We start from the raw sequence: 2,823 nt of genomic DNA, 5'->3' as shown, positions 1-2,823 counted from the left end.
TTCGGCCTCGAGACTCGCGCCTGCGGCGCATGCGCTTCGAGGCCGAAACGGCGAGACGGGCCGCAACCCTTGGAGGTGTCTCGCAACACTCGACGCAGGGGGTTGCGTCGGCATGCGAATGGCTCGGTTCGCATCCGGACTCCTGCGCGTTGCGGCTGCGTTCTGCGCCGGGCCGCACACGGCCGGTGAAATGGATACCACTGGCGCCACCTCGGGTACGCCCGGCGTCGGTCGGCGTGCGCGAACGGACTCCTCACTCCTGCGCCTCGTATCGGTGCGAGTACTTCGCGTCCGGCCGCCTTCACCGACAGACGCACCACCTCGGCGCCGAGTTCGCCGAGGCCCGCAACGGGTGGAGGCCCATCCACCGACGGGAGGTGCTCCACAGTGGGATTCCGCAGTCTGCCAACCGCACGTCGCGGGCCGCCTGGGCCGGGGGGCGCCACGCCGGGGCCGCGGGAGCCGCGCCCCACGCCTACGCGGGCGGCGCCAGAGATAATGGACGGTGTGACGGAGCGGATCAGCAATCCGGCGGTGCTCGTGGTCGACGACGACGAGGATGTACTGGCGTCGGTGGAGCGAGGTCTGAGATTGTCCGGGTTCCGGGTGAGTATCGCCCGGGACGGGGCGGCCGCGCTGCGTGCGGTGTCGGAGGAGGCGCCCGACGCTGTCGTCCTCGATATGAACATGCCCGTGCTGGACGGGGCGGGGGTGGTGACGGCCCTGCGGGCGATGGGGAACGAGGTACCGATCTGTGTGCTGAGCGCGCGCAGTTCGGTCGGGGACCGGATCGCGGGCCTGGAGTCGGGTGCCGACGACTATCTGGTCAAACCGTTCGTCCTCGCGGAGCTGGTGGCGCGGATCAAGGCGCTGCTGCGGCGGCGCACCGATACGGCCACCCCGTCCGGCGGTCCGGATGTCGTCTCGGTCGGCCCGCTCCAGGTGGATACGGCAGGGTACCGGGCGATGCTGGCCGGCCGGGAGATCGAGCTGACCAAACGTGAGTTCGAGCTGCTCTCGACCCTGGCGCGCAATGCCGGCGTGGTGCTGAGCCGGGAGCGATTGCTGGAACTGGTCTGGGGCTACGATTTCGCGGCCGATACGAATGTGGTGGACGTATTCGTCGGCTACCTGCGTCGCAAACTGGAGGCCGACGGGACGCCCCGGCTGCTGCACACCATTCGCGGCGTCGGGTTCGTACTACGGGAAACGAAGTGATCGGTAACTCTTCCGGGCGAAGACGCCGCCGCTCGTATTCGCTGCGCACTCGAGTCGCCGGGGCGGCCGCGGCGGGAGCGGTGCTCATCGTGGCGGTGGTGAGCGCCATCGCCGTCCCCGCCATCGAGCACAACAACCTGCAGCAGACCGATCAGCAATTGCGGATCGCTTCGCGGCTGGTGCTGATCGAGCCGGTGGTCGCCGTCGGGGTGGTGAATCTGCTCGGTCCCGACCGCGATATGGCGCTGACCGTCCGGGACGAGGACCGGGTCCTCGCCTCCAGTTCCGTGGAGTTACCGGACCTGGAGCCCGGCGCCGAGACGGTCTCCGTGGACGACACTCCGTACCGGGTGCTGACCACTACGGAGAATCAACCCGCCGGCCGTTCGGTTTCGCTGGGTATCCCCGCGGCGGAGGCCGCCGAGCTGACCGCCGAACAGCAGCGCTGGGTGCTCTTCGGCGGTCTGCTCGCGATCGCGGCCGCGGCCGGTCTCGGCTGGTTGTTCGGCGGGCGGGCGGTCCGGCCGATCGTGGTGCTCACCCGGCAGGTCGGGGCACGCACCGGATACGGCGACGCCACTCCGGAACCGGTCGACAGTTCCGGAGTGCTGGAGGCCGAACAGCTGGCCGACGCGGTGAACACCATGCTGCGCCGGGTCGATCAGGCGCAGACCGAGACGGCCGCCGCCCTGGAGACCGCCCGGGATTTCGCCGCGGTATCGGCGCACGAACTGCGTACCCCGCTGACCGCGATGCGCACCGATCTGGAAGTGCTGGCGACTCTCGATCTCGACGAATCCCAGCGTGCCGAGATCCTCGCCGATCTACAGCGCAGCCAGGAGCGGGTGGAGACCACACTGGCCGCGCTGGAACGACTCGCCTCCGGTGACCTGACCTCGGAACGCGACCATATCGACACCGATGTCGCGGAGTTGCTGGACCAGGCCGCCCACGATGCCATGCGCCACTACCCCGGATTGACCGTCCGGATAGACACCGACGCCGAACTCGTCACCCGCGGCCTACCCGCGGGCCTGCGCTTGGCGGTGGACAACGCCGTCAAGAACTCGGTCCGGCACGGTGGCGCCACCGAGGCGCTGCTGTCGGCCCACCGCGCCGCCGACGACACCATCGTCCTCTCGATCGACGACAACGGGCACGGGCTGGCGGCCGCCGAGCGGGAGAGCGTGTTCGCCCGCTTCGCCCGGGGCAGCCGGGCCAGCAAGGGCGGATCGGGTCTGGGTCTGGCCCTGGTCGCCCAGCAGGCCCAGCTGCACGGCGGGCGGGCCTATTTCGACGACGGCACCCTCGGTGGCGTGCGGCTGGTGCTGGTCCTGCCGAATCGGCGGACCGGGAGTGTCGCCTCCGGCACCGCGGGCGCCGGGTCGGCCTGACGCGGCGGGCACCCTCGCCGGGCGACCTCCGGCCACGGGAGTCGGTGTCCCCTGATCGCGGCAGCGCCGCGCCACCTGTCGCGCGCGCCAGGACCGGGATCGGACACTGCCCGGGAGAGGCGCGGCGGAACATCGGTCCGTATCGGACGTCCGTGGCCCCGGGCAGGCCGCACCGGAACGGACTCGGCCCCGGAGCCGCTGCTCCGGGGCC

2 protein-coding genes are annotated in these 2,823 nt (G+C 70.9%); both read left to right on the top strand.

The genetic code is table 11. The annotated features are described in order from the left end of the window. Positions 1 to 498: 498 nt before the first annotated feature. A complete protein-coding gene (locus tag ABZV91_RS32310) occupies positions 499 to 1,218 on the top strand; it encodes a response regulator transcription factor (protein ID WP_355249505.1) in 720 nt (239 codons plus the stop codon). Next, complete coding sequence (locus ABZV91_RS32305; RefSeq protein WP_355249506.1) at positions 1,218 to 2,612, top strand: HAMP domain-containing sensor histidine kinase; 1,395 nt, start codon at positions 1,218 to 1,220, stop codon at positions 2,610 to 2,612. The genes ABZV91_RS32310 and ABZV91_RS32305 overlap by 1 nt, the downstream gene beginning before the upstream one ends. Positions 2,613 to 2,823: the final 211 nt, after the last annotated feature.

It is taken from the genome of Nocardia sp. NPDC004568 (genome assembly GCF_040609955.1).
Classification (GTDB): Bacteria; Actinomycetota; Actinomycetes; order Mycobacteriales; family Mycobacteriaceae; genus Nocardia.
The sequence above is the reverse complement of the archived record's forward strand: the minus strand, read 5'-3'. Positions and strand labels throughout refer to the sequence as shown.

Bases quoted from the DNA above. Each gene is read 5' to 3' on its own strand.
- ABZV91_RS32310 (WP_355249505.1), top strand. From the start codon at position 499: ATGGACGGTGTGACGGAGCGGATCAGCAATCCGGCGGTGCTCGTGGTC.